The sequence below is a fragment of the Mesorhizobium sp. M4B.F.Ca.ET.058.02.1.1 genome, assembly GCF_003952505.1.
Classification (GTDB): Bacteria; Pseudomonadota; Alphaproteobacteria; order Rhizobiales; family Rhizobiaceae; genus Mesorhizobium.
In genome coordinates this window covers 579,166-601,474 of sequence record NZ_CP034450.1, presented here as the reverse complement: position 1 = coordinate 601,474, position 22,309 = coordinate 579,166, and the positions used below count along the sequence as shown (strand labels likewise).

Sequence of the window (22,309 nt, the reverse complement as noted above, 5' to 3'; positions counted from 1 at the left end):
AATCGATACAGCCGCGCGGATAGCGGCAGCCCTGCTTGCCAAGCAGTTCCTGTCTTTCTAAAGCTCTGCTCGCCCGGCAACGGGCGCCTGGCCTGGTGCCCGGCCAAGGGAGGTGAAGATTCAAGACCTGTCCGCCAGTGGCCGGATCAGCGCCGACGCCATTCGCCGCCGCAAGGGCGGCGTGCCGATCGTCTGCCTGACCGCCTATACCTATCCTGTCGCCCGATTGCTCGATCCCCACGTCGACCTGCTTCTGGTCGGCGACAGTGTCGCCATGGTGCTGCACGGCCACAAGACCACGCTTGGCGCATCCCTGGAGATGATGATCGCGCACGGTCAGGCGGTGATGCGCGGCTCCGACAGGGCTTGCGTGGTCGTCGACATGCCTGCCGGCAGCTATGAGACGTCGGTGGCTGAGGCCGTCGCCTCGGCGCGGCGCATTGTCGAGGAGACGGGCTGCCAGGCGGTCAAGCTCGAGGGCGGCGTCGACATGGTCGGGCAGATCGCCGCGATCGTGGCCGGCGGCATCCCGGTCATGGGCCATATCGGCCTGCAGCCGCAATCGGTGGAAAAGGACGGCGGCTACAAGATCAAGGGCCGGACCGAAGACAATGTGGCCGCCCTGTTCCGCGACGCCGAAGCGGTGGAAAAGGCCGGCGCCTTTTCCGTGGTCATCGAGGGCACCGTCGAGAGCGTCGCGGCTGATCTTACCCGCGCCATCGCCATCCCCACCATCGGCATTGGCGCCAGCCGCGATTGCGACGGCCAAATCCTGGTCATCGACGACATGGTCGGCCTGACCGTCGACCGCGTACCGAAATTCGTCAAGGAATATGCCAGCCTGCGCGATGTCGTCTCGGACGCTGCCGCCCGCTACGCGGCGGAGGTGCGCGACCGCGCGTTTCCCGGCCCGGACCACGTCTTTGCCGCCACACCCGATAAGGACAAGGTATGAGTCGACCGATCGTCGCCGAAACGGTTCCCGCCCTTCGCGCGCAAATCCGCGACTGGCGGCGCGAGGGCCTCGGCATCGCCATGGTGCCGACCATGGGCGCGCTGCATGACGGCCATATCTCGCTGGTCAGGATGGCGCTCGAAAAGGCCGAGCGCTGCGTCGTCTCGATCTTCGTCAATCCGGCGCAGTTCGCCCCGACCGAGGATCTCGACAAATATCCGCGCCAGCTTGCCCGCGACCTCGAACGGCTGGCCGAAGCCGGCGCGCATCTCGTCTTCACGCCAGGCGTCGCGGAGATGTACCCGGCCGGCTTCGCCACCAGGATTTCGGTCGGCGGCCCCTCCTCCGGCCTGGAATCGGATTTCAGGCCTAGCTTCTTCGACGGTGTCGCCACCGTCGTGGCCAAGCTCTTCCTGCAAGCGGCTCCCGACTATGCGATCTTCGGCGAGAAGGACTATCAGCAGCTTTGCGTCGTCAGGCAGCTTTGCCGCGACCTCGACCTGCCCGTCGCCATCGTCGGCGCACCGACTGTGCGCGATGCGGATGGCCTCGCCATGTCCTCGCGCAACGCCTATCTCGGCGAGAAGGAACTTGCGGTCGCTCGCAAGCTGAATGTCGTTTTGCGCCGGACTGCGGCCGCGCTCGCCGCGGGTGCCGACGAAGCCGATGCGGCCCACGCGGCTCGGCAAGCGCTTGTCGAGGCAGGCTTCCGGAAGGTGGACTATGTCGCGGCGCGTGAAAGCCTGACGCTCGCCCCCTGGCGGCGCGACCGCGACGGCCGCGTGCTCGCGGCCGTCTGGCTCGGCACGACCAGGCTGATCGACAATGTGGAGATTCCTGCCGTCATGTCGCCGCCCTGACTGCGCGCGGTCAGACCTTTCGCCCGCGCCGCTGTCTCCCGCGCTGACTATCCGAGGGGCTTCTCGAAAACCAGCGCCGGCAGCCCGGAACCGCCGCCGCAATCCTTGGTTTCGCCGGCGGCCACAAATCCCTGTGACCGGTAGAAGGCGATCGCCCCCGCGTTGGCTTCCTCCACCTCGAGGCGCAGCCTGTTCGCTTCCGGAAAGCTGGCCTCGACCTCATCGAGCAGCGCCTTGCCGATCCCTTGCCGCTGGCAGGACGGGTGCACATAAAGCTGGTTCAACAGGACGATCTTCGGGTCGGTAGTGGCGGCGGCGAATGCCATGCCGCCGAGTCGCCTGCCGTCGTCGGCGACCAGGAATTCGGAGTTCGGCCGCGTCAGCCGGGCCTTGAGCGAGGCGATCGAATGCCATTCGTCGGTGAGCGCCCCGACCGGCTCGGCGCCGTAAATGGCGTCATACGTCGCGTGCCACGTCTCGACCAGCAGCGCGCGGATCGCAACAAGATCGCGCTCGCTGGCGGTACGGACGAACATCGCTTTATTCGATTCCGAGCTTGGCCTTGACGAGGTCGTTGACCGCCTGCGGATTGGCCTTGCCGCCGGTCGCCTTCATCACCTGGCCGACAAACCAGCCGGCCATGGTCGGCTTGGCGCGGGCCTGGTCGGCCTTGTCCGGATTGGCGGCGATCACCTCATCCACCGCCTTCTCGATGGCGCCGGTGTCGGTGACCTGCTTCATGCCGCGGCTTTCGACGAGCTGGCGCGGATCGCCGCCCTCGTTCCAGACGATTTCGAACAGGTCCTTGGCGATCTTGCCGGAGATCGTGCCTTCCTTGATCAGATCGATGACGGCGCCGAGCTGCTCGGGCGAAACTGGAGCATTTTCAATGTCCTTGTCGGCCTTGTTGAGAGCGCCAAGCAGATCGTTGATCACCCAGTTGGCGGCGAGCTTGCCGTCGCGGCCGGAGGCCACCTTCTCGAAATAGTCGGCGATCGGCTTTTCGGACACCAGGATCGAGGCGTCATAGGTCGACAGGCCGAGCGCCGCGATCAACCGCGCCTTCTTGTCGTCGGGCAGTTCCGGCAGATCCTTGGCCAGCGCGTCGACATAGGCCTGGTCGAACTCCAGCGGCAGAAGGTCCGGGTCGGGGAAATAGCGGTAGTCATGTGCCTCTTCCTTGGAGCGCATCGAGCGCGTCTCGCCCTTGTTGGGGTCGAACAGCCGCGTCTCCTGGTCGATCGTGCCGCCATCCTCGATGACGGCGATCTGCCGGCGCGCCTCGTATTCGATGGCCTGGCCGATGAAGCGGATCGAGTTGACGTTCTTGATCTCGCAGCGCGTGCCGAATGCGCCGCCCGGCCTGCGCACCGAGACGTTGACGTCGGCGCGCAGCGAGCCTTCGTCCATGTTGCCGTCGCAGGTGCCGAGATAGCGCACGATGGTGCGCAGCTTGGTCACATAGGCCTTGGCCTCGTCGGCCGAGCGCATATCCGGCTTGGAGACGATCTCCATCAGCGCCACGCCGGAACGGTTGAGGTCGACATAGGACATGGTCGGATGCTGGTCGTGCATCGACTTGCCGGCGTCCTGTTCCAGATGCAGCCGCTCGATGCCGACCTCGATGTCCTCGAACTCGCCCTGGCGGTCCGGGCCGACCGAGACGATGACCTTGCCCTCGCCGACGATCGGCTGCTTGAACTGCGAAATCTGGTAGCCCTGCGGCAGGTCCGGATAGAAATAGTTCTTCCGGTCGAAAACCGACTTGTGGTTGATCTCGGCCTTCAGGCCAAGGCCGGTGCGGATCGCCTGCTTGACGCATTCCTCGTTGATGACGGGCAGCATGCCGGGCATCGCCGCGTCGACCAGGCTGACATTGGCGTTGGGTGCCGCGCCGAACGAGGTCGACGCCCCGGAAAACAGCTTCGCCTCCGAGGTCACCTGGGCATGCACTTCGAGACCGATGATGACTTCCCAGTCGCCGGTGGCGCCGGGGATCAGTCGTTTTGCGTCGGGGGTGCGGGTATCGATGATGCTCATGGTGGCCTGCGCTTGTGGCTCGCGAGAATTGCGATTTTCGCGAATTTGGGTGTTGGCCTTCGCTAGTGCAAACCGCCCGGCGAGACAAGCGCAAAGCCGCGCGCTGGCCTTTTCGGCCGCTTTCGCCTATCCGGCCGGCAGCGGCCGGCGGTTCTCGCCACGTTTGCTAGGCGGTGGCGATATAGGCCCTGATCTCCTCGGCCTCGCGCTCGACATCCTCGATGCGACGCTTGACGACGTCGCCGATCGACACGATGCCGTAGAGCAGGCCATCCTTTTCCACCGGCAGATGGCGGAAGCGACCCTTGGTCATGATCTCCATCACCTCGTTGACGGTGTGGTTCTCGTTGCAGATCTTCACCTTCGGCGTCATCGCCGAACGTACCGCGATGTCGAGCGCCGCGGCACCTTCCTTGGCCAGCACGCGCACGATGTCGCGCTCGGAGAGGATGCCGACGATCTTGTGGTCGCCATTGGTGATGACCAGCGCGCCGATCCTGTGTTCGGTCAGGATGCGGATGGCCTCGCTCAGCTTTTCGTTCGGCCCGAGCGTCAACACGTCATGGCCCTTCTTCTCGAGAATTGCCTTAACAGTCATGGCGTCCTCCTCAGCTTGTTGCTTGCCGGTTCCTGCCCTGACCGGCATTCACGTTCCGGTGAACATGGTGCGCCGTGATTGTTTGCATTTCAAGTGCGGCGCGGCTCACTCCAGCGGCTGGCGGCGGTCGAAAGCGCGCACGCCGAAGAAGCCGGCGACAAAGCCGCCAATATGCGCCTCCCAGGCGATCTGTCCGTCGACGCCTGGAGCAAAGCCTATCAGGCCGGTGACGAGGTTGATCACCATCCAGACACCAAGGAAAGTGACGACGCCGCGCGAGCGGAACACCTCCGTCATCGGCAAGGGCGCGCCGGCAAAGGCGCCTCTGCCCGACGAACGGTCGATGCGGAAGGCGAAGCGCGCCGCCGCCCCCATCATGCCGGAAATCGCGCCCGAAGCGCCGACCAGCGGCGCCTCGCCGAGCGGGTGCAGGACATAGAACAATGCCACCGCCGCAAGCCCCGTCACCGCAAAGAACAGCGCGAAGCGAAGCGCGCCGAAACGGTTCGCCAGCGGCGAGCCGAACGCCGCCAGCCACACCATGTTGATCAGGAGATGCGCCCAGCCGCCATGCAGGAACGCATAGGTGAAGGGGCTGGTGAAGGCATAAACCTCGAGGTCATAACGGCCGGAATAGCGGATCGGGATGAACGCCGCCCGCACCAGCAGGGCGAAATCCTGGTCGTCGGTCAGTAGGTAGACGCGCACCAGATGAACGGCAATGCAGATGCCGATCACCGCCAGCACCACCGACGGCAGGTTGAACACCGGTTCGCGGCGCGGTTCCGGCGCATCGTCCTGCTGTTCGATTTCCGAAGGGCTAACCGGCTCGCTCATTGACAAAGCATCCTGGGATTCGATCGGCGAGCTTTAGAGCAAGGGCGCCCGGGTTGAAACAATTCTGTTTCCCAAAGCGTGCGGCCGCAGCCTCGCCGTCATTTGCTAAGAACCCGAAAGGAGACAAAGTGGAAATGCTCTGGCGTTCGCGAAACTCGCAACGCGCGTTCTCGGAAGCAGCAAGACTCCTCCCTAGAATGCGGCCGATTTCAAAGGGGTCTCCACATGATCAAGCATATCCTCTCGTTGACTCTCGCCGCCGGCGTCGCAGCTTGGTCTCCGAGACGCTGACAAGCGCCCCAACCGGCCGGCAAGCAATCCAGTCGACCAACGTGTTCGTCGATGCCAATGGCATCGTCTATTCGCCGGACTGCAATGCCGGGCTGGCGACCATGGAATATGACAGGTGACAAAGGCGACTATCACCCTCCGCCCCCAGCGCACCGCCATCAGCCCGAAGCTCACGCACCTTGCCACAAGCCGCCTCAGCCATAGCCGTCTCCGTTACCGGCATCGAAAAGTCCTTCGGGCCGACACGCGCGCTCGCTGGCGCCGACCTTGACGTCGCCCCCGGCGAGGTCGTGGCGCTGATGGGCGCCAACGGCGCCGGCAAATCGACCTTGGTGAAGATCCTGTCGGGTTCGTACACGCCCGATGCGGGCACGATCATGCTGGACGGCAGGGCCGTTGCCTTCGCCTCGCCCAGCGCCGCCAAGGCCGCCGGCATCGCGACGGTGCATCAGGCAACCGACCAGGCGGGTGCTCCCGGGCTGACGGTCGCCGAGAATCTTGTGCTCGACGAGCTTTGCAGCCCGGGCGGGCGTTTTCTCGTCTCGAACAGGTCGATCCGCAAGCGCGCGAAGGAGATCGCGGCACTGATCGATCTCGACCTGGCGCTCGACCGCGACTTCATCGACCTTCGCCCGGCGGAGCGGCAATTGATTGCAATCGCCCGTGCCGTCGCCGCGAGCGCCTCCGTCCTGATCCTCGATGAGCCGACATCGAGCCTTTCGACCACCGAAGCCGAGCGGCTGTTCGCCGTCATCCGGCGGTTGCGCGCAAGCGGCATGGCGGTGCTCTACATTTCGCACCGGCTCGGCGATCTCGCCGCGATCGCCGACCGCGCCGTCGTAATGCGCGGCGGCCGCATTGTCGGCGCCTTTGCCAGGCCGATCGATTTCCCGGCGGCGGTGGCCGCAATGATCGGCCGGCCGCTGGAAGCTGCCACCCGTCGCGACAAGGCGTCGACCGCGCCGGTGATCCTGTCGGTCAAGGGTGCCAGGCTGGTCGCTGGCGCCGAGCCCTTCGACCTCGATCTCCGCTCGGGCGAGGTCGTCGCCATCATCGGCACGCTTGGTTCCGGCAAGAGCCGGCTGCTGCGCGTGCTGTTTGGCCTCGAAATCCTTGCCGAAGGCAATTTCGAGATCGACGGAAAACCCTGGCTTTCGAACGGGCCAGGACAGTCGATCCAGAAGGGCGTCTTCATGGCCGCCGAGGATCGCTGGCAATCATCGCTGCTGCCTCCGGAAGTTCCCGGCGCCACCATCGCCGGCACCATCGCCCTGCCGCATCTCAGCCGCTGGTTTCCAGGCGGCCTGCTCAGGACCCAGCGCGAGCGAAAGGTTTCCGCCGAGGCGATAGTGCGGCTTGGCATCAAGGCGCGCGGACCGGACGACACGTTGGACGAACTTTCCGGCGGCAACCAGCAGAAGGTCGTGCTCGCCCGCTGGCAGGCGGCACCTTGCCGGCTGCTCTTGCTCGACGAACCGTTCCAAGGCGTCGATGTCGGCGCGCGCGCCGACCTGATCGCCGCCATCCGCGGCAGCCAGAGCGGCTCGGCGACCCTGATCGCGACCAGCGATACCGAGGAAGCGCTGGAGGTTGCCGACCGCATCCTCGTCATGCGCAACCATTCCCTTCATATGGCCGAAGACGGCCATGGCTCGCTCACCGACCGGATCGACAAGGTCGAGGGAGAGGAGACCGCCGGAGACCCGAGATGACCGAACTGACCACAACGCATGCCGCGCCACGTCCTTCGCTTCTGCGCGAGATCCGCCGATTCGCGCTCTTCGTCCTGCTTGCCCTGATGGTCATCGGCTTCTGGCATGTGCAGCCGGCCTTCATCCGCTCGGCCAATCTGTTCTCGATCCTGCAGGCGGTTTCGGTGGTCGCCATCCTCGGCGTTGGCGTGTCGATCACCATGGCGGCGGATGGATTCGATCTTTCGGTCGGTAGCGTCGCCGCCTCCTCGGTGATGGCGGCGAGCTATGCCATGGTCGTCTGGCAGATGGACGCCGCCGGGACGATCGCGCTGGTGCTGCTGATGGGCGCCTTGATCGGCCTGGCCAACGGACTGCTGATTGTGCGCGTCGGCGTCCCGGATCTTCTCGCCACGCTCGCGACCATGTTCCTGCTCGCTGGCCTGCAGCTGATCCCGACTGGCGGCCGCTCGATCACCGCCGGCATGGTGCTTCCCGACGGCTCGACGGTGCCCGGCGCCTACGATCCGGCTTTCCTGATCCTCGGGCGCTCGCGGCTCTTCGACCTGGTTCCGATGTCGGTCGTGGTGATGGCGGTCGTCGCGTTCCTTGCCTGGTTCTTGATGGAGCGCACGCGCTGGGGCCGCGTCTTTTACGCCATCGGCGGCAACGAGACGGCCGCGCATCTTTCCGGCGCGCCGACCAAGGCCTACCGCCTCTCGGCCTATGTCATTTCGGGCGCGCGGGCATCGCTCGGCGGGCTCATCGTCGCCTCGCGCGTCGGCCGCGGCGACGTCTCGGCCGGCAACTCGCTGCTGCTCGACGCCGTCGCCGCCTCGTTGATCGGCTATGCCGTGCTCGACAAGCGCCGCCCGCATGTGATCGGCACCGTCGTCGGCGCCATCTTCGTCGGCGTGCTGCTCAACGGCCTCACCATGCTGAATGCCCCCTATTACACGCAGGACTTCGTCAAGGGTGTCGTGCTGGTCGGCGCGCTGGCGGCGACCTTCGGCCTCGGAAAGAAGCGTTGAGAGCCATTCCAGGAAAAGTGTGTTGCGGTTTTCCGTCCGCAATTGCGGCGGCATATCTTCTCACTTTGGCCTCGACGGGGTTAGACTGCAAAAAAGTCTCTGACCCTGTCGGCTAGGCCCGCGCTCCGCCGTCCTTGATGGTAGGTATGCAACGGGAGGAGAAAATGCCGGAAAAAGTCCTGGTCCTCATCGGCACGAAAAAAGGCGCCTTCATCGCCGAGAGCAATGGCAAGCGCGGGTCGTGGAAGCTGCGCGGTCCGTTTTGCGAGCACTGGCCTATGAACCATGTCGTCGGCGACCCCGAGACCGGCGCGATCTACGGCGCCGGCGGCAACGAGTGGTTCGGTCCGGCGGTCTGGAAGTCGGACGACCTTGGCGAGACCTGGACGCATTCCAGCGAGGGCTTGGCCTACGAGGCTGGCGAGGAACCGATCAAAGCGGTATGGAGCCTCGCCAGGCGCAACGGCAGCCTCTATGCCGGCGTGCAGCCGGCCGGCCTGTTTCGCTCCGACGACGACGGCGCCACCTGGAGCCACATCGAGGGCCTGCAGCGTCACCCAAGCCGCAAGGACTGGACCCCGGGAGGCGCCGGCCTCATCCTTCATTCCATCGTCACGCACCCCAGGGACAAGGAGCAGATCTGGGTGGGCATCTCGTCCGCGGGCGTGTTCTACACCTGGGACGGCGGCCAGACGTGGGAGCCGCGCAACCGCGGCACCCGCGCCGACTTCCTCCCCGAAGGACAAAACTATCCAGAGTTCGGCCAGTGCGTGCACTGCCTGGTGATGGCGCCCGGCAAGCCCGATCGGCTCTACCAGCAGAACCATTGCGGCATGTACCGCTCCGACGACGGCGGCAAGAACTGGCAGAGCATCGAGAAGGGCCTTCCCTCGACCTTCGGATTTCCTGCGGCCACGCATCCGCGCGACGCCGACACGCTCTTCCTTCTGCCGCTCAATGGCGACAGTGCCGGCCGCTATGTGCCGGACGCGAAGGCGGCGGTCTGGAAGACTGAGGATGCGGGCGCCACCTGGATGGACGAGCGCAAGGGCCTGCCGCAGGAGAACTGCTACGCAGGCGTGTTGCGGCAAGCTATGGCGACCGACAGCCTCGAGCCGGCCGGCGTCTATTTCGGCACCAGCGGCGGCTCGCTTTTCGCCAGTGCCAACGAAGGCGAAAACTGGTCGGAGATCGCTCAGCATCTGCCCGCGATCCTGTCCGTCGAGGCGATGGTGGTGGGCTAGTAACGCAAATGTCGAACGCCACCGCCGACAGTGTGCCCCTTGTCGTCGCGCGGCTCCCGGGCGTGCTCATCGACCTGTTTCCTGGCGCGCCGCGCCGGGTCGAACTGCCGGCCTCGACCACGAAGGAAATGATCGACGGGCTGGACGCGCGCTGGCCCGGCATGCGCGACCGAATCTGCGATTCCCGCCCAGCGATCCGCCGCCATATGAACGTCTTCGTCGATGGCGAGAGAGCGACCCTTGAAACCAGGCTCGCGCCCGGCACCGAGGTTTTTATCCTGACGGCAATCAGCGGCGGTTAGGTTAGGGCAATTCCAGGAAAAGTGTGAAACGGTTTTCCGTCCGGAATTGCGTCAAAACAAAGAGATAGAGCGGTTCACTGGTTCCGTGAAACAGTGAACCGCTCAGGCGAATAAAGGGGAGCCAAGCTTTCAGGCAATTTCTTTTCTCCCCCGAGGCGAGGGAGAAGAGATCAGTTGGATGGGATCCAGCTGGCGGCGGCCGCGTCGCTCTGGCCAAAGGCCGGAAGCTTGGCGTCGAGGTCCTCGACCGTCTTGATGCCGTTCTTGCGCAGTTCTTCCTGGGTCAGCAGCACCGGCTTGACGACGATGTTGTGGCCCGGATCCTCGCCGGCGATCAGCTTGGCCGCAGCCCGCACCGAAACCGCGCCGACGACGGCCGGATTGGTGGCTGCCGTGGCCATCCACGGGCTTCGTTCCGCGGTGATCTCGGTGATATCGGCGGTGGACACGTCGGCCGAATAGATCTTCACCTTGCTCGAAATGCCGAGTTCGTCGGTGGCGAGCTTCACCCCGCGCGCGAACTCGTCATAGGGGGCGAAGACAACGCTGATATCGGGATTGGCCTGGAACGCCGCCTTGGTCTGATCGGCGGTCGACACCGCGGTCGTGTCGTTGACCGTGCCCCAGCGCGCCTTCTCGACAATGCCTGGATTGGCCTTCTTGACCTCGTCCCAGATTTCGTTGCGACGATCGAGCGGCGCGAAACCCGCTACATAGACATAGCCCGCCTGGAACGATGCGCCATTGTCCTTGAGCGCCTGGCCGAGCGCTGCCTTGGCGAGCTCGTGGTCGGATTGTTCGACCTGCGGGATCTTCGGATTGTCGAGATTGACGTCGAAGGCGACGACCTTGATGCCGGCATCGAGCGCCTTCTGTGCAACGTCCTTCAGCGCTTCGGGCTGGCCGTGGTCGATGATGATGGCCTGGACGCCGAGATTGATCGCCTGCTCTATCTGGTCGCGTTGCGCGGCCGCATCCTGCCGGCCGGAAAAGATCTGCAGGTCGATGTCGAGCGCTTTCGCCTGTTTCGCCGCACCGGCCTGATAGGCCTGGAAGAAATCGCCGGCCGAGATGAAGGTGACGAGCGCCACCTTCACGCCGCCCTTGTCGAAGGGCGCTGGAGCACCGGCGACCCCGGCGGCGTGTGCCGCCCCAACCGGTACGGCGCAGGCAAGCAGGCCGGCAGTAAATAATCCGAGAATAGAAGTCTTCATGAGAATTCCCCAGGAGTAACGCCGACAAGGCACGTCTCCGGACCGCGGGATCGCCGCCGTCGCGCCTCGATGAGCGAATTCGCGAAAGGTACAGCGGCGGCGGAACCGCCCGGAACGCAGATTATTCTCTTTCGAAGCGCGTCGTTGGCAAATGTTGCTGCCGCCGTGGAGACCAGATGCGCGCCGCCCTTGCAGGAGGGCCTAGACGAAGAGACCCGCGGACAGGGGCAGTACGCAATGACCGGTTCAGGTCGCCACGCCAGCTTGCTGCAACGTTCCGGCACGAACGCGCTTCGGTTAACGGGATCACGCTGTCGCCTGTCGAGAGGCCGCGAATCGCTGCATGCGCGAATCAAAAAAGAAGCCGTCCAAGGTTCCCCCTTGAACGGCCGGTCGAGCCCCTGCTCCCCGAAACTCTTGACCGAAGTGCTGCCGATCGTCGCGAAACGACCGCTTCTGGAGTGGTTTTGGTGTGCCACAGGCGGGGCTCGGCCGCAACGTAAACGACTTGTTAACCTTAACGTCCCCGACCCGTGAACAAGTGTTAACGATGCTGGCACGCATCCTGCTCCGCAACGCATGTAGGTCATCGGAGGGCGCCCTGTCTGTTCGCCGATGGGACATGAAAAGACAGTTTGCGCGAAAGAGCACACAATGAACCAGAACGGATCGATCACGCTGTTCCAATATTGGAACCAGCTGCGTGATGGGCGCCCCGCCCCGAAGCGTTCGGAAGTGGAGCCCGCCGACATCAAGTCGCTTTTGGCCGACACATTCATCCTGGAAAGGGATACGCGCGGCGAGGCCGTGTTCCGGCTGGCCGGCACCAGGCTTTGCGCCTCCTATGGTCGCGAACTGAAGGGGTTCTCCTTCCCCTCGCTGTGGCGCGAGAAGGACCAGCGGCTTGTCTCGCGGCTGGTCCACGGCGTTTTCGAGCAGAAATCCGTGGTGCTGATCACCTATGAGGGCTTCAGTGGAAACGGCCGATCCAACAAGTTCGAACTGCTTGCCCTGCCGCTCGACGGCGGCGTCGAGAATCCGCGCTGCCTGGGTGTCATCAGCGCCGCCGAAAGACCATTCTGGCTGGGTGCCGACCCGATCACCGACGCGCTGATCGATTCGATCCGCGTCGTCGATCCGGACAAGGAGCCGATGTTCCTGAAGAACCGGCCTGCCATCAATGTTCCCTCGCTTGTGCCTTCAGAGTTCGATCCGCCAGAAACGTTTCCGGCACTCGGCCGCGCGCGTCGCATCCGCCATCTGGTGGTGTTCGAGGGCGGGCGCGGCGAGTAGCCACCTCCAGCATTCGGATCGACTGCGAAGGGGGTCCACTTTTCCCCTTTGTTAACCTCCATTGTTGTAGTTTTCCCGGTGAAATTCCTCGCATTGACGCGGGGAATGCCAACGGGGTGTAGGCAGTCATGAGGTCAACGGCGGTCGACTTTGCGCCGTCCCGCGCCGAAAGGCGTAATTTTCAGCGCGTCCGCGTCAAGATCTACGGGCGCTTCATGCTGGAGGACCGCACCGAGCACCCGTGCCAGGTGATCGACATGTCGCCGGGCAACGTCGCACTTCGAACCGAGCGCGTCGGCATGCCGGGTGAGAAGGTCATCGCCTATATCGATCACATCGGCCGCGTCGAGGGTGTGGTGACCCGCACCTCGCAGGACGGTTTCGCCATGACCGTCATCGCCTCGGACCGCAAGAAGGACAAGCTTGCCGCGCAGCTGACCTGGCTTGCCAACAAGCACGAGCTCGACCTGCCGGAAGACCGCCGCCACGAACGCGTCGCGCCGCGCAATCCGATGAGCGTGCTCCAGCTCACCGACGGGCGCCAGTACCAGTGTCGCATCATCGACCTGTCGCTCTCGGGCGCCGCGGTCGAGATCGACGTCAAGCCGGCGATCGGCGTGCAGATCATGCTGGGCACGATGCGCGGCCAGGTGGTGCGTCATTTCGAGGATGGTGTCGCTGTCGAATTCGCCGTCATCCAGCGGCCGGAAACCCTGGATTCCGAGTTCAACACGCCGCGCGCCTGAGCAACGGGCCCGCGAGACCAGCAGCTGAACCGGCCCATCGCGGCCGGTTTTGTTTTTTCGCGCCCCACACGACCGGAATTGCCCCTGCGCATGACACGGTCGGCTCGTCAGATCCTGGCCGACGAAGGGCCGTAAGAATTTTAGTTCAAACTAATTCAAATTTTATGCTTATTCTCTTGGCGTTTTACTCAATGTCTACTTCGGGTTTTTGCGTCAAATAAATCCGGTCATGAGATGGTCTCCTCAAACGGGGAGACTAAAACAATGAAGAAGACGAGGGGCAAGCTGTTGCTCATGGCAATGGCGATGCAGCTTTCCGCTTGGGCAACGGCATATGCGGGACCGGCTTTCATGCACACGGGCGGTCGCACTACCCAGCCGGTCGGCCACTACGAATTCTGCCAGAAGCTTCCGCAGGAATGCAAGGAACGGACGCCGAAGCAGGCGCCGATCGAACTGACCCGCAAGCTGTGGGCGGCCATCGTCAACATCAACAATTCCGTCAACACCAGGATCACGCCGCGCACCGACATGGAGATGTGGGGCAAGGAAGAGGTCTGGTCCTACCCCGACAACGGCTTTGGCGACTGCGAGGACTACGCGCTGGAAAAGCGCCGCGCGCTGATGAACATCGGCGTGCCGGCCGGCGACCTGCTGATGACGGTGGCGCGGCAGCCGAACGGCGACGGCCATGCGGTGCTCACCGTGCGCACCAGCCTTGGCGAGTTCATCCTCGACAATCTTCAACCCAAGGTGCTGGCCTGGACCGACACCGACTACACCTACCTCAAGCGCCAGTCGACGGAGAATTCGGGCGTTTGGGTGACGATCAATGACGGCCGCGAGGACGCGGTCGCCAGCGTCCGCTAGGCCGCCGAAGCACGCCGCCCGAAAGCAGCGCAGCGATTTTGGGGCAGCGGCATGCACAAAGAGATTAAGCGCGTAGCATCCACGCCGCGCGCTTAGGGAGAAAGCCCGGTCGAGTCCCCACCCTCCCCGTCCCCAACGACCGGGTTTTAGGAGCCGGCCCTGTCCCCGGGCCGGCTCCGCCATTTCTGGCGGTGCGCAGCACTCCGGTCGACAATGGCTTTGCGCCTGGGGTGATTGAGAGCAATATGGTCAATCATTGCGGATCAGAGCCATGCTGGAGATCCCCGACGACCGGTGTGAGCGTCATCGGCTGTTCAAGGCCATCGACGATGCCTTCAAAGCCGGCGACTTTGAGGTTCTCGGCACGGCCCTGGGCGGCGCGCCGCGCTGGTTCGACGAACGCATGCCGTTCGAGCTCGGCCTTGGCCACCCGCTGGAGTACGCGATCTACTGGAGCCCGCTTGCCTTCATCTCGGCGCTGATCGAGGCGGGCTCGAATCCGAACTATGCGGACCATGCCGGGTTCCCTTCCATCATCGCAGCGCTGTCGACCGAGCGGCGAGACAGGCACGACGTCATCCGTACCCTCATCGAGCATGGCGCCGATCCCGACATGCGCGGCGTCAACGACTGGACGCCGCTTCACTACGCGGTGGCGATGCGTGATGTAGAGGCGATACGCCTGCTTCTCGCGGCCGGCGCGGACCCGGCGCTCAGGACCCGCATCGATGATTGTTCGACGGCGCTGGAGGAAGCGGACGATGCCGGCTTTGAAACCGGCGCCGCATTGCTGCGCGGGGCGCTGGATAAGCCTGCTGGCCGGGATGAACACTGAGAGATGCCAATGCCCGCCACCTGTCGCGGACTCAGGCCTTCTTCAGCCCGGCCTTGAAGCGCTTGCCGTTTGCGACGTAGTGCGCCGCCGAGCCGCGCAGCCTGGCGACGGCCGCTTCGTCAAGTTCCCGCACCACGCGGGCGGGCGAGCCGACGATCAGCGAATTGTCGGGAAAGACCTTGCCCTCGGTAACCAGTGCGCCGGCGCCGACCAGCGAGTTCCTGCCGATCCTTGCCCCGTTGAGCACGATGGCGCCCATGCCGATCAGGCTGTTGTCGCCGATCGTGCAGCCATGCAGCAGCGCCCGGTGGCCGATCGTGCAGCCCGTGCCGATAGTCAGCGGAAAGCCCGGATCGGTGTGCATCACCGTATGCTCCTGGACATTGGTCTCGGCGCCGACGGTGATCGGCTCGTTGTCGCCGCGGATGACGACACCGAACCAGAAGCCGGCATCGCGGCCGATGCTGATGTCGCCGATCAGCGTCGCGTCCGGCGCGATCCAGTTGCTGTCGGCGTCCTCGAAGGTGGGAGCCTTTCCGTCGATCGTATAGGTCGGCATTGTCCGTCTCCGAATCGTCTCACGCTGGGAAGTGAGCCGACCCTAGGAGACCGGTCGCCCAGGATGCAATGGCGAGCAGGACGATACCCAGCGCCAGCGTCCAGGCTATCGTCGTGCAGCCGCAGGAAATCAGCGCAAGCATGGTGATGCGGCCCCGTCTGTGGGCATCCAGCGCATCGTTGGCGAGCATGAAGGGTCCAGCGCATGCCGTCGCGGCCAGCGATCGCAGTATATGTGAAGGCGACACGTAGGGTTCAGTGAAGGCAAGCCGTCGGCCGCAAGCCAGTTCCATCGTCGATCCGGCCATGCCGCTAGCGGTGAGGCCGACCGCGAAAGTAAAGAGCCAGAGCTCCACAGCACCCATCTTTACCTTCCTTTTACCATGACGTCGCACAGTCGCGCCCGACAGGCGCGCTGCAAGTGCCATGCCGCGCCATGTGTGCCGCCAGGGGACATCCGGGATGTCAGGCGGCCGAGGTAACGGGGAAGCGATGAAGCAGGTTGCGACAGTCAATGGCCCGGAATTCGAGGTTGTCGATTCCACGCTGATGAAGCGGGTCTTCTATACCTTCGCGGCGCTGGCGCTGCTGTCGGTGGCAATCAGCCTCGGCGGCAAGTGGGTGGGACGCTCGATCGCCATGGCCGGCTACACTGACGACACGACCGTCCATGAAGTCGTGATCGGCAACAATGTCATTGCCGTGCCAGCCAATTTCATTCGCTTCGAGCAGGCACGGCGCGACGGCATCGCCTCGCGTCTCGACCTCTACATGCGCTATCCCGAACTGGACGGCTACAGCACCGCCGCGCGCGACGACTTCAACCACAAGGGCGAACGCAAGAACATCGTGTTCCTGTCCTTCGAGCAACAGATGATGTCGCGCGACATGAGCGGCCGCCTCGCCCCGATCTACAGCGCGCTGATCGTCCAGCCCGGCACCTCGGGGCCGGGCGGCACGACGCTTTATGGCTTCACCGAGAAGTCAGGTTATCTCAACGAGGTACTTGCTGTCGCCGCCCGCCCGGGCAAGGATCCTTTCGTTGCCCGCTGCCTGAGCGGACCGAGCGCGGAGGAATCGCTGGCGCCCTGCGAGCGCGACATCCATGTCGGCGACGGCCTCAGCCTCACCTACCGCTTTCCCCGAGAGTTTCTCGGCAACTGGCAGGCGCTTGACGCGGCAATCGCCGCGAAGGCTACGCACATCCTGAAGACAGGGCGCTAGCCCATTAGATTCATTGCATGTTTCCAATGGGAAGCATCGACCGGACCGCACAGGCTCAGGTCCGGCCGGCAGAGGGCTCAGCCCAGATCGATGTCGAGGATCGCCATCGAGAAATTGTAGTCGCCATCATCCTCGTCCTTGAAGACGATGCCGAGGAATTCGTCGCCGACATAGACCTCGGCCGAATCCTCCTTGCGCGGGCGCGCCTTCACCTGGAGCTTGGGATTCTGGAAGACGCGCTTGAAATAGGCGTCCAGCTTTCTGATTTCGTCCGGCTTCAAAGTCTTCTCCGATCGTCGGCTTGCTGATTTGAACGCGGCTTCTGGCACGCCGACAATGGCGATGTAAAGGCAAGCCGGCGACAGAACCGGAACCGCTCCGCGCGTACAGCCGGATTCAGCCGCGCGCGGGCATCCCGGCCTCAGATATCGAAGCTGACAACGTGGTCCATGGTCTGCGACGGCAGAAGCTGGTCCATCTGCCTGGAAGGCTGGTCGCAACCGGTTTCGCCGACGACGCGCGCCGGCACGCCGGCGACCGTCTTGTTGTGCGGCACCGGCGATAGCACGACCGATCCGGCAGCGATCTTCGAGCAATGGCCGACTTCGATGTTGCCGAGGATCTTGGCGCCGGCGCCGATCAGCACGCCGCGGCGGATCTTCGGATGGCGGTCGCCGCCGGCCTTGCCGGTACCGCCGAGAGTTACCCCGTGCAGGATCGAGACATCGTCCTCGATCACCGCGGTCTCACCGACGACTAGGCCGGTGGCGTGGTCGACGAAAATGCCCTTGCCGATACGGGCGGCCGGGTTGATGTCGGTCTGGAACACCGAGGAGGAGCGGCTCTGCAGGTAGAGCGCGAAATCCCGGCGGCCCTGGTTCCACAGCCAGTGCGCCAGCCGATGCGTCTGGATGGCGTGGAAGCCCTTGAAGTAGAGCACCGGCATGATGAAGCGGTCGCAGGCCGGATCACGGTCGTAATAGGCCTTGATGTCGACGCGAACCGTCGTGCTCCAATCCGGATCGTCGGCCAGCATGGCATTGAAGGTCTGCCGGATGAGGTCGGAACCGATGTCCTGATGGTCGAGCCGTTCGGCCAGCCGATGGATCACCGCTTCTTCCAGGCTTTCCTGGTTGAGGATGGTCGAATAGAGGAACGCGGCAAGCAGCGGATCGCGGTTGACCGCTTCCATCGCCTCGTCACGGACCGAGCGCCAGATCGGGTCGACCGGCTGCACAATGCTGGGGCGGGCAATCGTAATGCTGTTCATCGACGGTCTCCGGCCTGCCGGCTATTCTCCGGCCGCACATATAGGCCAGATCGTAGCAGGATTGAACTCAATTTTCCTTAGTGCTCTGTCAAATGGATTTGGTTTACGGGAATTCAAGCAGCCATGGAAAACGAACCCTTGATCGATGAGCCGCTGAAAAGCGAGCTCTCGGCCCTCTATCGGGCAACGGACCGCCGCTACCATGGCCTCGCCCATATCGAGGCGATGCTGGAGCTTGCGGCGGACTATAGACGCCTGCTCCATGACCCGGAAGCCGTGGAGGCGGCGATCTGGTTCCATGACGCCATCTATGACAGCCGGGCCAAGGACAACGAGGCGCAGAGTGCCGCTCTTGCCGAGCAAAAACTCGCCGGCCGCACCGACGCGGGGCGCCTCGGCCGCGTCGCCGCGATGATCCTCGCCACCGCCACGCACGAACTGCCGCGCTCCGACGATGAGGATTTCGCCAGCGACGCGGCACTCATGCTCGACATGGACCTCGCTATCCTGGGTGCGGCGCCCGAGACCTTCGATGCCTACGAGCGGGCCGTCCGCCAGGAATACCATTGGGTCGAGGAGCCGATGTGGCGTGCCGGACGCGGCGCGGTGCTGAAGAGTTTCCTTGCCCGCCCGCATATCTTCCACACCGACGAGTTCCGGCAACGGTTCGAACCCCAGGCCAGGCGGAACCTTGCACGATCGCTGCAGGCGCTCGAAGCTTGAGCAATTCCAGGAAAAGTGTGTAACGGTTTTCCGTCCGGAATTGCGTGGAAAATAATAGCTGCATTGCCTAATCCGGCAAGGTCTCCATCTGCTCGGCATAGGCCTTGAAGCCTGCGCGCCGGTAGACTGGCTGCGCATTGGGATGGTCATAGGTGTCGGTGTGCAGCCAGAGCCTTTCGGGCCGATATGACCAGACCGCGCGAAGCGACCGGTCAAGCAGGAACGGCCCGAGCCGACGGCCCTGGAAAGCGGGCACAAGCCCGAAATGGGTGAGCTCGACAACGGATTGGCCAACGCCGTTGAACTCGCACAGGCCGGCCGCCTCGCCGTCGACGCGCAGGACATGGACATGCGTCGCCGGACTGGCGAGCAGCCGTTCAAGCTCCCGTGGCTCCATGCGCAGCCGTTGATCCCACTGCAGCGGCTCGCCGACGGCGCGGTAGAGGCTGACATAGCCTCCGATATCGAGCGTTTCCCGCCCCACCGTCGCACCCGCCAGCCGGGCAGCAATGCCCTCGCCGGACGGCGGCTCGGTCATCTCCATGTAAGTGACGAGAAGGTCGACCATGGCACTCACTGGTGCCGTATTAGAGCGGGTTTTCGGCGTAGAACTCCAGCACGCGCTGCTTGAAGCTCTTATCGCCGACGGCCAGCATATGGTCGCGGCCCTCGATGTGGAATGCCCTTGCATTCGGCATCAACGCCGCCAGTTCGTCCGGCGAGCCGCCAATGTCGTCCTTGGTGCCGACGGCGATCAGGGTCGGCTGGAAAATCCGCGCCATGTCACCTTCGCTGAGCAGTTCGCGCGAGGTGGCGATACAAGCGGCAAGCGCCCGGCGGTCGCTGCGCGTCTGGTCGGCGAAGGCGCGAAACGAGCGGCCGCGCGGATGCGTCGTCGCCGCTGGATCTTCGGCAAGAAGTGCCGCCGCGATCGGGTCCCAGTCGCCGACACCGTCGACCATGCCGATGCCAAGGCCGCCGAACACCAGCGTCGCCACCTTGTCCGGGTCGGACAGCGCCAGGAAAGCCGAGATGCGCGCGCCCATCGAATAGCCCATCACATGGGCCCGTTCGATACCGAGATGATCGAGCAAGGCTGCCCCGTCGGAAGCCATTTTCGCCGGCGTGTAGTCGGCCTCGTTGTAACTCTTCGATGACGAGCCGTGACCACGGTTGTCGAAGGCAATCGCCCGGTAGCCGGCATCGTTCAGCGTCTTGAACCAGCCGGGCGACACCCAGTTGACATAGTGGCTGGAGGCAAAGCCGTGGATCATCAGCACCGGATCGCCGTAGCCCGATGCCGGCTGGCGATCGAGATAGGCAAGGTCGAAACCGTCGTGCGAAAAATACTGCATCGGCAAAGGTCCGGATTGTTCAGTTGGGATCGACGCTCGGCGCATCGCCCTTGTCCGGCGCCGGCCTGGCCGGCCCCGACGCCGTGCCGATGGCCGGATGGCGCAACAGGTCGCCGTCCGCGATACCGTCCTTGGCGGCCGTGCCTGCCTTGAGCTCGAGCACGAAGCGCACCGGTTCGCCGGGCGAGATGATCGCCTCGGACTGCGGCTCGCCGTGCAAGATTGCCCGGATCCTGCCGTCCTGCCCGACGAAGATCAGGTCGAGCGGCATCGGCGTGTTCTTCATCCAGAAAGTCAGGTCCCTGGACTCCTCGAACACGAACAGCATGCCGTGATCGTCGGCCATCTGCTGGCGGAACATCAGGCCAGCCTCTCGCTCATCGGATGTGTCGGCGATCTCGATCGAAAAGGAGCGTTCACCCGATTTCGTCACCGCCACCAGCGGCGTCGGGTCGACGGGCAGGATCATGGCCTGACCATCGGCCGAAGTCGGCCGCTGTGAATAGAAATAGACGGCGGCCGCGATGACGAAAGCCATCGCGACGCAGACCGCGCCAGCCGTCAGCCAGTTCCTGTGAAGCATGCAAGATCCTCGGCCGGACTGCGCTTAATGCGAGACCGGCAAGGTGCCCATATCCGGGTGAATTTCGGCAGCCATAAGGCCCTTGTCGCCGCGGCCGAAACGAACCAGCACGACCTGACCGGGCCTGAGCTCGGTGATGCCATAGCGCCGCAGCGTCTCCATGTGGACGAAAATGTCCTCGGTGCCCTCGCCCCGGGTCAGGAAGCCGAATCCCTTGGTGCGGTTGAACCACTTCACCAGCGCCCGTTCGAGTCCGCTCTCCGGCGCCACGGTGACATGTGTGCGCTGCTCCTGCATCTCGGCCGGGTGCACCGCCGTGCTGGCATCCATGGAAAGAACGCGGAAGGCCTGCAGGCCGCGCTCGCCCTGCTTGACCAGGCAAACGACACGCGCGCCTTCCAGCGCGGTCTGGAACCCGTCCTTTCGAAGGCATGTCACATGGAGGAGGATATCACCGGAGGCACCATCGTCCGGAAGAATGAAGCCGTAGCCCTTGGCCACGTCGAACCATTTGATCGCGCCGGCGATTTCGACAAGGTCGGCGCCCTCGCCGCCGCTGTCGCGCTTCAAGGCGCCGTCAAGGCTTCCGTCCCGCCCCGTAAAAGAGGCCTTTTCCCCCATAAGAATGCCCCCTTTTTTCAACACAACCGCAACTGATTCTTGACATCAGATTAACACCGCGGCTTCCGGTGTGTGCAAGACCTGACGTGCCTTTTTTCACCGTTGAACACTGGAATACCTCATTTGTCGTTTGCCGGCATGTCCGCAACCGGGGTGACGTGTCCTAAAATCGGACTGTGCCGCGCTCCGGCTCGGCTTGACTGTCGGATTGCCCCTCTTGCTCCGGCGTTCCGGCGATTGCCCTTTGGTCGGGTGGCCCCTATGTTCCGCCGCGACGCAACGCCCGGAGAAAGATCCCATGCGCTATCTGCACACCATGGTCCGCATCGCCGACATCGATGCCTCGCTCGACTTCTACTGCAACAAGCTCGGCCTGAAGGAAGTGCGCCGCTACGAGAACGAGCAGGGGCGCTACACGCTGATCTTTCTCGCCGCGTCGGGAGACGAGAAGAGCGGCATCGCGGAGAAGGCGCCGCTGGTCGAATTGACCTACAATTGGGACCCGGAGGACTACAAGGGTGGCCGCAATTTCGGCCACCTCGCCTATGAGGTCGACGACATCTATGCCACCTGCCAGCACCTGATGGACAGCGGCGTCACCATCAACCGGCCGCCGCGGGACGGCAACATGGCCTTCATCCGCTCGCCGGACGGGATCTCGATCGAGCTGCTGCAGAAGGGCCCGGCAAAGGCCAAGGCCGAGCCTTGGGCCTCGATGCCGAACACAGGCAGCTGGTAGGCGTTTCGCCAATCCCACGGCAATTTAACCGCCAAGCTCTGGCGCTTCGCCAGACGGCGCCTATCTATCCGCTCATGACGCCAGCTTTACGAGGCTGGCGTTTTTCTTGATCCGCCGGGAGAAATTCATCCATGCCGACCAGTCGCGCCGATGTCGCCACCGAACATGCCAGCCGCTACCTGCAGCAACTCTGCAAGCACTGGGCGCACAAATTTCCGGTCGAGTTCGACCCGCACCACGGCGCTATCGACCTGACGTCGCTGGGACGCACGGTGATGGAGGCCGATGCCAAAGCGCTCCATATCGCCGTGGCAGCCGACGACGCGACATCGCTCGAACGCCTGGAAACGGTCGTCGCCGACCACATCAAGCGCTTTGCCTTCCGCGAGGAACTGACCTTCGACTGGCAGAAGGCCGCGTGAGCCGATT

The 22,309-nt window shown here is 64.0% G+C and carries 28 protein-coding genes; 15 read left to right on the top strand and 13 right to left on the bottom strand.

Annotated features, from left to right (window positions below; genetic code table 11):
- The first annotated feature begins 112 nt into the window (after positions 1-112).
- Positions 113-955, top strand: a complete 843-nt coding sequence (gene panB / locus EJ073_RS02925; protein ID WP_126054367.1) for a 3-methyl-2-oxobutanoate hydroxymethyltransferase — start codon at positions 113-115, stop codon at positions 953-955.
- Positions 952-1,815 (top strand): pantoate--beta-alanine ligase, encoded by an 864-nt coding sequence (gene panC, locus EJ073_RS02920; RefSeq protein ID WP_126054366.1) that lies wholly within the window; start codon positions 952-954, stop codon positions 1,813-1,815. Before panB ends, panC begins: the two co-directional genes overlap by 4 nt.
- A gap of 47 nt (positions 1,816-1,862) precedes the next feature.
- Here panC and EJ073_RS02915 read toward each other — a convergent pair whose 3' ends face one another.
- The 4 genes from EJ073_RS02915 to EJ073_RS02900 form a co-directional block, all read right to left on the bottom strand.
- On the bottom strand, positions 1,863-2,351 hold the full coding sequence (locus EJ073_RS02915; RefSeq protein WP_126054365.1) for a GNAT family N-acetyltransferase: 489 nt from the start codon (positions 2,349-2,351) through the stop codon (positions 1,863-1,865).
- A 4-nt stretch (positions 2,352-2,355) separates the two neighbouring features.
- Complete coding sequence (gene gatB, locus EJ073_RS02910) at positions 2,356-3,855, bottom strand: Asp-tRNA(Asn)/Glu-tRNA(Gln) amidotransferase subunit GatB (RefSeq protein WP_126054364.1); 1,500 nt, start codon at positions 3,853-3,855, stop codon at positions 2,356-2,358.
- A gap of 166 nt (positions 3,856-4,021) precedes the next feature.
- Positions 4,022-4,453, bottom strand: coding sequence for a CBS domain-containing protein (locus EJ073_RS02905; RefSeq protein WP_126054363.1), 432 nt, complete (start codon positions 4,451-4,453; stop codon positions 4,022-4,024).
- Positions 4,454-4,558: 105 nt separating this feature from the next.
- Entirely contained in the window at positions 4,559-5,290 is a 732-nt protein-coding gene (locus EJ073_RS02900) for a rhomboid family intramembrane serine protease (protein WP_126054362.1), read from the bottom strand.
- Positions 5,291-5,562: 272 nt separating this feature from the next.
- Here EJ073_RS02900 and EJ073_RS31380 point away from each other — a divergent pair, with 272 nt between their 5' ends.
- The 5 genes from EJ073_RS31380 to EJ073_RS02880 all read left to right on the top strand — a co-directional run bounded on the left by EJ073_RS31380 (position 5,563) and on the right by EJ073_RS02880 (position 9,849).
- On the top strand, positions 5,563-5,700 hold the full coding sequence (locus EJ073_RS31380; RefSeq protein ID WP_189347889.1) for a hypothetical protein: 138 nt from the start codon (positions 5,563-5,565) through the stop codon (positions 5,698-5,700).
- Between the two features lie 60 nt (positions 5,701-5,760).
- Entirely contained in the window at positions 5,761-7,293 is a 1,533-nt protein-coding gene (locus tag EJ073_RS02895) for a sugar ABC transporter ATP-binding protein (RefSeq protein ID WP_126054361.1), read from the top strand.
- On the top strand, positions 7,290-8,303 hold the full coding sequence (locus EJ073_RS02890; RefSeq protein ID WP_126054360.1) for an ABC transporter permease: 1,014 nt from the start codon (positions 7,290-7,292) through the stop codon (positions 8,301-8,303). The genes EJ073_RS02895 and EJ073_RS02890 overlap by 4 nt, the downstream gene beginning before the upstream one ends.
- A gap of 164 nt (positions 8,304-8,467) precedes the next feature.
- Entirely contained in the window at positions 8,468-9,547 is a 1,080-nt protein-coding gene (locus EJ073_RS02885; RefSeq protein ID WP_126054359.1) for an exo-alpha-sialidase, read from the top strand.
- Positions 9,548-9,555: 8 nt separating this feature from the next.
- Positions 9,556-9,849: a MoaD/ThiS family protein gene (locus EJ073_RS02880; protein WP_126054358.1), complete on the top strand. Its 294-nt coding sequence runs from the start codon at positions 9,556-9,558 to the stop codon at positions 9,847-9,849.
- A gap of 170 nt (positions 9,850-10,019) precedes the next feature.
- On the opposite strand, the gene EJ073_RS02870 is transcribed toward EJ073_RS02880, so the two are convergent.
- Entirely contained in the window at positions 10,020-11,063 is a 1,044-nt protein-coding gene (locus EJ073_RS02870; RefSeq protein ID WP_126054356.1) for a substrate-binding domain-containing protein, read from the bottom strand.
- Between the two features lie 654 nt (positions 11,064-11,717).
- On the opposite strand from EJ073_RS02870, the gene EJ073_RS02865 reads away from it, so the two are divergent.
- From EJ073_RS02865 to EJ073_RS02850, 4 genes are all read left to right on the top strand, one after another.
- Positions 11,718-12,356, top strand: coding sequence for a PAS domain-containing protein (locus tag EJ073_RS02865; RefSeq protein WP_126054355.1), 639 nt, complete (start codon positions 11,718-11,720; stop codon positions 12,354-12,356).
- A gap of 128 nt (positions 12,357-12,484) precedes the next feature.
- Complete coding sequence (locus EJ073_RS02860; RefSeq protein ID WP_126054354.1) at positions 12,485-13,102, top strand: PilZ domain-containing protein; 618 nt, start codon at positions 12,485-12,487, stop codon at positions 13,100-13,102.
- Between the two features lie 264 nt (positions 13,103-13,366).
- A complete protein-coding gene (locus EJ073_RS02855) occupies positions 13,367-13,972 on the top strand; it encodes a transglutaminase-like cysteine peptidase (protein WP_126054353.1) in 606 nt (201 codons plus the stop codon).
- A 271-nt stretch (positions 13,973-14,243) separates the two neighbouring features.
- Positions 14,244-14,807, top strand: coding sequence for an ankyrin repeat domain-containing protein (locus tag EJ073_RS02850; protein WP_126054352.1), 564 nt, complete (start codon positions 14,244-14,246; stop codon positions 14,805-14,807).
- 31 nt (positions 14,808-14,838) lie between these two features.
- On the opposite strand, the gene EJ073_RS02845 is transcribed toward EJ073_RS02850, so the two are convergent.
- Both EJ073_RS02845 and EJ073_RS02840 read right to left on the bottom strand, forming a co-directional pair.
- Positions 14,839-15,366, bottom strand: a complete 528-nt coding sequence (locus tag EJ073_RS02845; RefSeq protein WP_126054351.1) for a gamma carbonic anhydrase family protein — start codon at positions 15,364-15,366, stop codon at positions 14,839-14,841.
- Between the two features lie 19 nt (positions 15,367-15,385).
- Complete coding sequence (locus EJ073_RS02840) at positions 15,386-15,730, bottom strand: hypothetical protein (RefSeq protein WP_126054350.1); 345 nt, start codon at positions 15,728-15,730, stop codon at positions 15,386-15,388.
- 127 nt (positions 15,731-15,857) lie between these two features.
- Here EJ073_RS02840 and EJ073_RS02835 point away from each other — a divergent pair, with 127 nt between their 5' ends.
- Positions 15,858-16,589 (top strand): hypothetical protein, encoded by a 732-nt coding sequence (locus tag EJ073_RS02835; RefSeq protein WP_126054349.1) that lies wholly within the window; start codon positions 15,858-15,860, stop codon positions 16,587-16,589.
- A 77-nt stretch (positions 16,590-16,666) separates the two neighbouring features.
- Here EJ073_RS02835 and EJ073_RS02830 read toward each other — a convergent pair whose 3' ends face one another.
- Together EJ073_RS02830 and cysE are read right to left on the bottom strand one after the other, a co-directional pair.
- Entirely contained in the window at positions 16,667-16,870 is a 204-nt protein-coding gene (locus EJ073_RS02830; RefSeq protein WP_042644432.1) for a DUF3126 family protein, read from the bottom strand.
- A gap of 140 nt (positions 16,871-17,010) precedes the next feature.
- Positions 17,011-17,859 carry a serine O-acetyltransferase gene (gene cysE, locus EJ073_RS02825; RefSeq protein ID WP_126054348.1) on the bottom strand — a complete coding sequence of 283 codons (849 nt, stop codon included), beginning with the start codon at positions 17,857-17,859 and terminating at the stop codon, positions 17,011-17,013.
- Between the two features lie 123 nt (positions 17,860-17,982).
- Between cysE and EJ073_RS02820 the strand changes: the two genes are divergently transcribed.
- Positions 17,983-18,582 carry a hypothetical protein gene (locus tag EJ073_RS02820; protein WP_126054347.1) on the top strand — a complete coding sequence of 200 codons (600 nt, stop codon included), beginning with the start codon at positions 17,983-17,985 and terminating at the stop codon, positions 18,580-18,582.
- A gap of 67 nt (positions 18,583-18,649) precedes the next feature.
- Here the strand turns inward: EJ073_RS02820 and EJ073_RS02815 are convergent, their stop codons facing one another.
- From EJ073_RS02815 to EJ073_RS02800, 4 genes are read right to left on the bottom strand one after another with little or no spacing between them, the layout of a single operon-like run.
- A complete protein-coding gene (locus tag EJ073_RS02815; protein ID WP_126054346.1) occupies positions 18,650-19,150 on the bottom strand; it encodes a GNAT family N-acetyltransferase in 501 nt (166 codons plus the stop codon).
- Between the two features lie 19 nt (positions 19,151-19,169).
- Positions 19,170-19,937: an alpha/beta hydrolase gene (locus EJ073_RS02810; RefSeq protein WP_126054345.1), complete on the bottom strand. Its 768-nt coding sequence runs from the start codon at positions 19,935-19,937 to the stop codon at positions 19,170-19,172.
- A gap of 19 nt (positions 19,938-19,956) precedes the next feature.
- Positions 19,957-20,520, bottom strand: coding sequence for a DUF192 domain-containing protein (locus EJ073_RS02805; protein WP_126054344.1), 564 nt, complete (start codon positions 20,518-20,520; stop codon positions 19,957-19,959).
- A 24-nt stretch (positions 20,521-20,544) separates the two neighbouring features.
- Positions 20,545-21,141, bottom strand: a complete 597-nt coding sequence (locus EJ073_RS02800; RefSeq protein WP_126054343.1) for a cold-shock protein — start codon at positions 21,139-21,141, stop codon at positions 20,545-20,547.
- A 298-nt stretch (positions 21,142-21,439) separates the two neighbouring features.
- Between EJ073_RS02800 and EJ073_RS02795 the strand changes: the two genes are divergently transcribed.
- Positions 21,440-21,880, top strand: coding sequence for a VOC family protein (locus EJ073_RS02795; RefSeq protein WP_126054342.1), 441 nt, complete (start codon positions 21,440-21,442; stop codon positions 21,878-21,880).
- Positions 21,881-22,011: 131 nt separating this feature from the next.
- Positions 22,012-22,302, top strand: coding sequence for a DUF2218 domain-containing protein (locus EJ073_RS02790; RefSeq protein ID WP_126054341.1), 291 nt, complete (start codon positions 22,012-22,014; stop codon positions 22,300-22,302).
- Positions 22,303-22,309 lie beyond the last annotated feature (7 nt).

What these genes read in the sequence shown, in the direction of transcription:
- EJ073_RS02845 (WP_126054351.1), bottom strand. Translation starts at nt 15,366, where the DNA reads ATGCCGACCTATACGATCGACGGAAAGGCTCCCACCTTCGAGGACGCC.
- EJ073_RS02880 (WP_126054358.1), top strand. Translation starts at nt 9,556, where the DNA reads ATGTCGAACGCCACCGCCGACAGTGTGCCCCTTGTCGTCGCGCGGCTC.
- EJ073_RS02865 (WP_126054355.1), top strand. Translation starts at nt 11,718, where the DNA reads ATGAACCAGAACGGATCGATCACGCTGTTCCAATATTGGAACCAGCTG.
- EJ073_RS02870 (WP_126054356.1), bottom strand. Translation starts at nt 11,063, where the DNA reads ATGAAGACTTCTATTCTCGGATTATTTACTGCCGGCCTGCTTGCCTGC.
- EJ073_RS02815 (WP_126054346.1), bottom strand. Translation starts at nt 19,150, where the DNA reads ATGGTCGACCTTCTCGTCACTTACATGGAGATGACCGAGCCGCCGTCC.
- panC (WP_126054366.1), top strand. Translation starts at nt 952, where the DNA reads ATGAGTCGACCGATCGTCGCCGAAACGGTTCCCGCCCTTCGCGCGCAA.
- EJ073_RS02795 (WP_126054342.1), top strand. Translation starts at nt 21,440, where the DNA reads ATGCGCTATCTGCACACCATGGTCCGCATCGCCGACATCGATGCCTCG.
- EJ073_RS02790 (WP_126054341.1), top strand. Translation starts at nt 22,012, where the DNA reads ATGCCGACCAGTCGCGCCGATGTCGCCACCGAACATGCCAGCCGCTAC.
- EJ073_RS02850 (WP_126054352.1), top strand. Translation starts at nt 14,244, where the DNA reads ATGCTGGAGATCCCCGACGACCGGTGTGAGCGTCATCGGCTGTTCAAG.
- EJ073_RS02915 (WP_126054365.1), bottom strand. Translation starts at nt 2,351, where the DNA reads ATGTTCGTCCGTACCGCCAGCGAGCGCGATCTTGTTGCGATCCGCGCG.
- gatB (WP_126054364.1), bottom strand. Translation starts at nt 3,855, where the DNA reads ATGAGCATCATCGATACCCGCACCCCCGACGCAAAACGACTGATCCCC.
- EJ073_RS02890 (WP_126054360.1), top strand. Translation starts at nt 7,290, where the DNA reads ATGACCGAACTGACCACAACGCATGCCGCGCCACGTCCTTCGCTTCTG.
- EJ073_RS02855 (WP_126054353.1), top strand. Translation starts at nt 13,367, where the DNA reads ATGAAGAAGACGAGGGGCAAGCTGTTGCTCATGGCAATGGCGATGCAG.
- EJ073_RS02805 (WP_126054344.1), bottom strand. Translation starts at nt 20,520, where the DNA reads ATGCTTCACAGGAACTGGCTGACGGCTGGCGCGGTCTGCGTCGCGATG.
- EJ073_RS02860 (WP_126054354.1), top strand. Translation starts at nt 12,485, where the DNA reads ATGAGGTCAACGGCGGTCGACTTTGCGCCGTCCCGCGCCGAAAGGCGT.
- cysE (WP_126054348.1), bottom strand. Translation starts at nt 17,859, where the DNA reads ATGAACAGCATTACGATTGCCCGCCCCAGCATTGTGCAGCCGGTCGAC.
- EJ073_RS02905 (WP_126054363.1), bottom strand. Translation starts at nt 4,453, where the DNA reads ATGACTGTTAAGGCAATTCTCGAGAAGAAGGGCCATGACGTGTTGACG.
- EJ073_RS02800 (WP_126054343.1), bottom strand. Translation starts at nt 21,141, where the DNA reads ATGGGGGAAAAGGCCTCTTTTACGGGGCGGGACGGAAGCCTTGACGGC.
- EJ073_RS02885 (WP_126054359.1), top strand. Translation starts at nt 8,468, where the DNA reads ATGCCGGAAAAAGTCCTGGTCCTCATCGGCACGAAAAAAGGCGCCTTC.
- EJ073_RS02835 (WP_126054349.1), top strand. Translation starts at nt 15,858, where the DNA reads ATGAAGCAGGTTGCGACAGTCAATGGCCCGGAATTCGAGGTTGTCGAT.
- EJ073_RS02820 (WP_126054347.1), top strand. Translation starts at nt 17,983, where the DNA reads ATGGAAAACGAACCCTTGATCGATGAGCCGCTGAAAAGCGAGCTCTCG.
- EJ073_RS02840 (WP_126054350.1), bottom strand. Translation starts at nt 15,730, where the DNA reads ATGGGTGCTGTGGAGCTCTGGCTCTTTACTTTCGCGGTCGGCCTCACC.
- EJ073_RS02810 (WP_126054345.1), bottom strand. Translation starts at nt 19,937, where the DNA reads ATGCAGTATTTTTCGCACGACGGTTTCGACCTTGCCTATCTCGATCGC.
- EJ073_RS02900 (WP_126054362.1), bottom strand. Translation starts at nt 5,290, where the DNA reads ATGAGCGAGCCGGTTAGCCCTTCGGAAATCGAACAGCAGGACGATGCG.